Here is a 6598-nt window from a genome sequence, read left to right on the forward strand (position 1 = left end):
CTCCAATCAGCAAGGATATTTGTTGTTAACGCTATTATAAGGTAAACACAGTTGAGATTATTAAAGCCACAAGCTTGTGATCTGCTCTATGTTTATCTGGGATAACTAACTTGTTGATTGGTATATTAGAGTAATGTAGACCTTAATCTGTAAAGTCACAAGCTTGTGATAGTAAAGAAGCCATCTATTAATAGATGGCTTCTTTATGGCAAACAATAGCTTTAAGCATGACTAATAATTTTAAAGGTTGAGCTTTCCCGAAATTGACGCAGTAGGTGTTGTCTAAGATCTTTTTCAAGTAAGGTTGCCACATCCCTTTTATTAGTATCTTCTTCTATGCTTGATATATCTAACCCGTGACCTAACATCACTCCACCAATATCATTGAGAATATAACGATTATGAAAAGCTTCAGATTCTGAAGTTTCAGCAACGTGAAAGACAGAGACTTTAATGCTGTCAGATATATCACCTAGCTCTTTTAATAATAAATCTCTATAAAAGCTAGCTATGGGTACATTTTGTTTAGGGTTATCTTTATAATAAATTTGTAAATTAATATTCTTTTCATTATTTAGATTGCTATAAATTTCTTTGATTAGCTTAATAATTAATTTTCTAGAATTTGACTTCCAAGCGTAGGGATCAATGATAATTAACTGACTATTAGTAAGTTTTATAAAGTTATTGACGACATTAATAAAGTCATTTTGGTTGCGCTTAAAAAACTTCTGTTTTTTAAGGTCTAATAGTCCAGATGTATAAATATCATTAATATGTATAAAGTTAGGACAATTAATTCTCTTATTAGAAACTACAATATCAAATGGCTTCTGCTCATTTAAAACTAAATCTTGCCAGTCTTCGCTGGAGTCAACCTCACTATCCCGTAGATAAATATTGTCTTCAAGCATTTCAATCATTGAAACATAGCGTGATTTATCCATGTCACTCGAGAGGTAGTCTGTTTTTCGGAGTAAATATTTCCTTAAATTTTTATATTTAGTTTTAGGGAATGAACTTATTATCCTTGGTGTACCTACACCGTATTCATTCTTGAATTCTCGATAGTCTCTTCTGTCTTGAGACCATTCCAGTAAAACATCAGGGTCTATGGCAATCTCTTTAATCATTACATCAACTCCTCATGACGTTCAGAGAAGAAACCATGTGGCCAGTTATCTGTAAACTCGCCGTCCTCTGTGATGCCTATCTTATTTGCGATAACCCCATCCTCTGTAGGTTCAAGATAGATAATCGCCACATCACTTTTCTTAATGAAGTTCAAACCTTCAGGCAGCTCATTGTCTGTATGCTGCCTAATACGCTTTAAGAGTCTTAAGATCAAGTGCTCGCTGTGAGTCTCAATTAGATAACTTACGTTATCAATGTTTTGAGTCAGTAAATCAGCAATAGCAACTTGAATTCTAGGATGCAGATGCAACTCAGGCTGTTCACAAGCAACGATACCACCCTGCTGTGATACAGCGGCAATGATAAGTGGCATAAGCTGAGAAACACCCGTTCCAACCTCGCTTGGAGTTACAGGTATCTGATTGAATTTGTCTATTATCGTATAGTGATATTCTTTCTCTTCACGACCTTCGTTTGAAGAAATGTAATCAGAATTATTATGTACCTTAACTTCCAACCTATTATCTGCATTTATCTAGCTACTGGCATTATTAATATTAAAAGTTTTAATAGTCGATTGAACTTCTTTTAGGGCAATACCATAGCCAAGATTTAGCTTATCCTCATCGCTCATCCAAGTATGAATTTTTTTAAGAGTATCTAGATCGGCTTTTTCAAGATAACTCCAAGCAGCAGAGCCATCAAACCAGTCCTTTTGTTCAATATAAGGCAATGGTTGATAGTTGGCATCAATAATTTTACGAATAGGGCCAATGGGAATACTCTTTTTTAAATGCTCTAATAGGTGGTCTAAGGGCGAAATTAGTACATCGCTCAATAGTTCTGAAATAATTTCGCTCTTTTTGACATCATCTAAGTCTAATGAGTTAAACAACTTTCTTCCTAAGGGTGGAAGAGCATCTTGAGTATTAAATATTTCAATTGGATTATGAAGGAACTCGTATTCACGAAAGTCTTGAATGGTGATGTATTTATCCTTATTCCATTCATAACTATGAATTAATTTGTGTAAAGCTGATACATAAAACATCTCACCAGTTAAATTTACTCGTAATAAATTTAGGTAGTTTTCCTCAAGAAATCTAATGAAACGTTCTTCAGTATATTCTTCCCCTTTGAAAATTTTAGGGTAGTAAAACTTTGCTTTTTCATTGTCAATATTTATTCTAAATTTAATGGTATTTGGTGGTTCAAATTCTTCTATCGATAAAGATTCAACTGAGTCAAAAAATGACTTTGTTTCAAGGTCAAGATCTTTAATTTTATTTTGGTAATTTTTATTAATAACTTCAGGATCATTTTCATAGACGTCATTGCCATTTATAACTAAATCATTAAATGGATGAAGATTAAAGTTATTTGATATTTGTTCATTTTTCCAAAAATTATGATTTTTAGGCAAAAACAGGTCGTGAATATAGTTCAAAAATGTGATTTTTGGCTTTTTATCATTTAAACTTTCTATCTTTGCGATTTCACGGTTATCGAACTCAACGCTGTAAGTCTTCACATAAGCAGCTTGATCTAGCTTGGACCATGCTATTTCAAATTCAGTTGATATTGAGAAAACCTTATTAATGGGGCTTTCTAGTTTAATATCCAATTCTTTTTCAATTAGAGGATAGAGGTATGAGTAACTTTTTCGTTGTTCATCACCAAGCTCATAAGTTACTTTGATTTTAATAGTAGAGTCTAGATCTCGTTTGTGAACTAAATTCTTAAAACCTCCCACATACTTCTTGTTTAAAGCATCTATATACATAGGGTCACATTGTTTCTTATCCAGAATCTGCTGGATATAAAATAGTGCAGAAAAGATGCTGCTTTTACCCGCGCTATTTGGCCCGAACATTAATGTAACGGGTGCCAAGTCTATAACTTGAGTGTCTTTGAATGATCGAAAGTTAGTTAAAGATACCTGAGTAATTTTCATAAAAATTTATTCTCATTCTTAATTAGATAATATATTCAAAACTTATAATAGCTCTAAAAACTGACTAAAATGTAATTCTACAAGCTTGTAATCGTCACCGAAACTAGAGCTACATTAACTCCTGGCGACGTTCAGAGAAGAAGCCGTGTGGCCAGTTATCTGTAAACTCGCCATCCTCTGTAATTCCTATCTTATTTGCGATAACCCCATTTTCTGTAGGTTCAAGATAGATAATAGCCACATCACTTCTCTTAATGAAATCTAAACCTTCAGGCAGCTCATTGTCTGTATGCTGCCTAATACGCTTTAAGAGTCTTAAGATCAAGTGCTCGCTGTGAGTCTCAATTAGATAACTTACGTTATCAATGTTTTGAGTCAGTAAATCAGCAATAGCAACTTGAATTCTAGGATGCAGATGCAACTCAGGCTGTTCACAAGCAACGATACCACCTTGCTGTGATATAGCAGCAATGATTAGTGGCATAAGCTGGGAAACCCCAGTACCGACTTCGCTTGGAGTTACAGGTATTTGATTAAATTTATCAATTATCGTGTAGTAGTATATTTTTTCTTCATGACCCTCATTAGAGGAAATGAAATCAGAGTCATCATGTATCTTAACTTCTAGTCTATTATCGGCATCTATCTTACTGCTGGTATTATTAATATTAAAAGTTTTAACAGTAGATTGTACTTCTTTCAAAGCAATACCATAGCCAAGATTTAGCTTATCCTCATCGCTCATCCAAGTATGAATTTTTTTAAGAGTATCTAGATCAGCTTTTTCTAGGTAGCTCCACGCCGCAGAGCCATCAAACCAGTCCTTCTGTTCGATATAAGGCAATGGCTGATAGTTGGCATCAATAATCTTACGAATAGGGCCAATGGAGATGCTCTTATTAAGAATTGCGAGTAGGTTGTCTAAAGGTGCCACTAAGACGTCACTCAGTAGCTCAGAGACTATTTCTTTATTTTTCACGTCCTCAATAAATAAAGAACTTAGTAACTTACGACCTAATGGAGGTATAGCACCATTACTCTCTATAAGCTCTATTGGAAAGTGAGGAAACTCATAACCATGTATACTTTGAACACCTATAGCTGTTACATCCCAGGGCTCAGTATTATTAAAATGTGCAGTATTGATAAGTTGATGAATAGCAGAGACAAACGTCATTTCCCCTGAAATAATACTGTCATTTTTTTCTTGCTCGGTAAGTCCTAACATGATTTCCATCATTGGTAGGTTATGATCAATCTTAGTATATTCTGGAAGCAGCCTAAAAGCACCTGAAGCAATTTCAATTAGACGTTTATTACGAGGTGTTTCATACACATCGATACCATGTACGCATAGTAGATTGTAGTTATGTAATATACCTATATTACTCATACTTTTAAGCCACTGCTCGTGATTCTGTGGCAACATTAAGTCATGAATATAGTTGAGCCAAGTAATGGTTGACTTATTATTATCGCTCTCGACCATTGCTATTTCATCATCTTCAAATTCTACAATGTAGGTTTTGACATAAGCTTCTTGGTCTTTCTTTGACCATGCAATCTCAAACTCAGTAGAAATTGACATAGTTCGTTTGATAGGGCTCTCAAGCTTTATCTGTAGCTCGGATTCAATCAAGTTATAAAGGTACGAGTAATTTTTACTTATAAGCGGACTTAACTCATATTTAATTTTAATTTTAATTGTTGAGTCTAAGTCTCGCTTGTGTACAAGGTTTTCGAATCCACCTACATATTTCTTCCCTAATGCATCAATGTACATAGGGTTGCACTGTCCTTTCTCTAGGATTTGCTGCACATAAAATAAAGCTGAGAAAATACTGCTTTTACCAGCACTATTCGGGCCAAATATTAGTGTCACAGGAGCTAAATCAAAAACTTGTGTCTCTTTAAAAGATCGAAAATTTGTTAATGATATCTGAGTTATTCTCATTGCTTATTTACTCTGAATATTGATGTTGGGAGTCTTGATATATGATTTTTATTGAGAGTTAAAGATAGGCTATAAGTTACTAAGTAGAGTATATTGACAAGCTTGTGATAATTCTAGGAAGATTAAAAAGACTATATACTTGGTGAGTATAAGCTATTGGGTGATTAAAATATTAATCTTATTTCAAGTTATCATTAGGAGGCTTGGTTTGAAAGACTGTTTGGTAGAAGATATCTGTGCAGGCAAAATAAAAGAGGAAGACTTAACCGCTAAGTTCATAAGAGATAATTATAAGCTGAATATTTATGATAATCCTAAACGTAAGTTAGGTGGTGGTAGGAATATTCTAGAAGACACAAAGCAGCTAGTGTAAATACCCCATCTTTAACACAACATCATCGTAGAATCGTTAAGCCACCTGTCTGTACTGGGCAGGTGTCATATCATCAAGTGAATCATGGGGTCTTTGGGTGTTATAAACCTCAATCCAATCTTCAGTCAGTTGATTGACCTCGTTTAAATTGTTGAAAAGGTAACAATCTAAAACCTCATTGCGATAACTGCGATTAAACCGTTCAATATAAGCATTCTGATAAGGACAACCAGGTTCGATATAGTCAATGTAAATACCGTGAGCCGATGCCCAATCAGTGAATACGTGTGAGGTAAACTCACTACCATTATCCACACGAATTTGCTTAGGGTAACCATGCCACTCGGCTAGCTGATCAAGGTAGCGAATCACTCGAAGTGAGGGGATGCTGGTACCAATATCAATGCCTAATACTTCACGGTTATAATCATCAATCACATTAAAGGTTCGAAAGCGAATATTGTTATGTAGCTTATTGCTCATAAAGTCCATAGACCAAGTATGCCCTAATGCACTTGGCACACTTAGCGGCTGAGGATTGCGTGCTGGCAGTCGCCTTTTAGTCTTACGGCGTAGGTTTAAGTTTAACGCTTTGTAAACACGATGTACGCGCTTGTGATTCCATGAATAGCCAAGTGCTCGCATACGCTTAAAGCACTTTGGAAAACCCCAGCGATTATGCTTGTCAGTAAGCTCATTTAAGACATCAATAATCTCACTGTCATCAGATAGTTTAGGCTTGTAGTAATAAGCAGTTCGACTCATGCAGACCACCTGACAGCTAACCACAATACTAACACCATACTGCGCCTGCAGTTCTTGTGCCCAGACTTTACGTTCATGGACAGGCGCTATAGCTTTTTTATGATTTCTTCCTGCATTTGTGATTTGAGGCTTAAATCAGCATACATCTGTTTAAGCCTACGGTTTTCTTCTTCTAGTTCTTTTAGTCGCTTGACGTCAGAGGCTTCCATACCTCCGTATTTAGACTTCCACTTGTAGTAGGTTGAACTAGCAATACCGTATTTACGGCACAGCTCTTTGGCAGGTATTCCAGCTTCTGCTTCTTTTAAGATTGATACTATTTGGGTTTCAGTCATTCGTTTGCTCATGTTAAAACTCCTTATGGGTATTTTATAAGAAATTCTACGTTTGAGCTGTGTTATTTTAGGGGATAGTTACA

The 6598-nt window shown here is 35.3% G+C and carries 6 protein-coding genes; 1 reads left to right on the plus strand and 5 read right to left on the minus strand.

All coding sequences use genetic code 11. From position 1 onward, the window contains the following. Positions 1 to 221 precede the first annotated feature (221 nt). The 4 genes from AC2SLP_RS10870 to AC2SLP_RS10885 all read right to left on the minus strand — a co-directional run bounded on the left by AC2SLP_RS10870 (position 222) and on the right by AC2SLP_RS10885 (position 5042). Complete coding sequence (locus tag AC2SLP_RS10870; protein WP_486536686.1) at positions 222 to 1133, minus strand: hypothetical protein; 912 nt, start codon at positions 1131 to 1133, stop codon at positions 222 to 224. After that, positions 1133 to 1651: an AAA family ATPase gene (locus AC2SLP_RS10875; RefSeq protein ID WP_486536687.1), complete on the minus strand. Its 519-nt coding sequence runs from the start codon at positions 1649 to 1651 to the stop codon at positions 1133 to 1135. Before AC2SLP_RS10875 ends, AC2SLP_RS10870 begins: the two co-directional genes overlap by 1 nt. 18 nt (positions 1652 to 1669) lie before the next feature. After that, positions 1670 to 3088, minus strand: a complete 1419-nt coding sequence (locus AC2SLP_RS10880) for an AAA family ATPase (protein ID WP_486536688.1) — start codon at positions 3086 to 3088, stop codon at positions 1670 to 1672. A gap of 109 nt (positions 3089 to 3197) precedes the next feature. After that, entirely contained in the window at positions 3198 to 5042 is a 1845-nt protein-coding gene (locus tag AC2SLP_RS10885) for an AAA family ATPase (RefSeq protein ID WP_486536689.1), read from the minus strand. A gap of 208 nt (positions 5043 to 5250) precedes the next feature. Between AC2SLP_RS10885 and AC2SLP_RS10890 the strand changes: the two genes are divergently transcribed. After that, complete coding sequence (locus AC2SLP_RS10890) at positions 5251 to 5415, plus strand: hypothetical protein (protein ID WP_486536690.1); 165 nt, start codon at positions 5251 to 5253, stop codon at positions 5413 to 5415. A 36-nt stretch (positions 5416 to 5451) separates the two neighbouring features. On the opposite strand, the gene AC2SLP_RS10895 is transcribed toward AC2SLP_RS10890, so the two are convergent. Further along, positions 5452 to 6527 (minus strand): IS3 family transposase gene (locus AC2SLP_RS10895; RefSeq protein ID WP_486535053.1). Its coding sequence is split into 2 segments (ribosomal slippage): positions 5452 to 6281 and positions 6281 to 6527, totalling 1077 coding nucleotides; the frame shifts between segments, so codons are not numbered across the junction. Positions 6528 to 6598: the final 71 nt, after the last annotated feature.

The sequence above is a fragment of the Psychrobacter sp. CX21 genome (assembly GCF_057396255.1).

What these genes read in the sequence shown, in the direction of transcription:
- AC2SLP_RS10870 (WP_486536686.1), bottom strand. Translation starts at nt 1,133, where the DNA reads ATGATTAAAGAGATTGCCATAGACCCTGATGTTTTACTGGAATGGTCT.
- AC2SLP_RS10880 (WP_486536688.1), bottom strand. Translation starts at nt 3,088, where the DNA reads ATGAAAATTACTCAGGTATCTTTAACTAACTTTCGATCATTCAAAGAC.
- AC2SLP_RS10885 (WP_486536689.1), bottom strand. Translation starts at nt 5,042, where the DNA reads ATGAGAATAACTCAGATATCATTAACAAATTTTCGATCTTTTAAAGAG.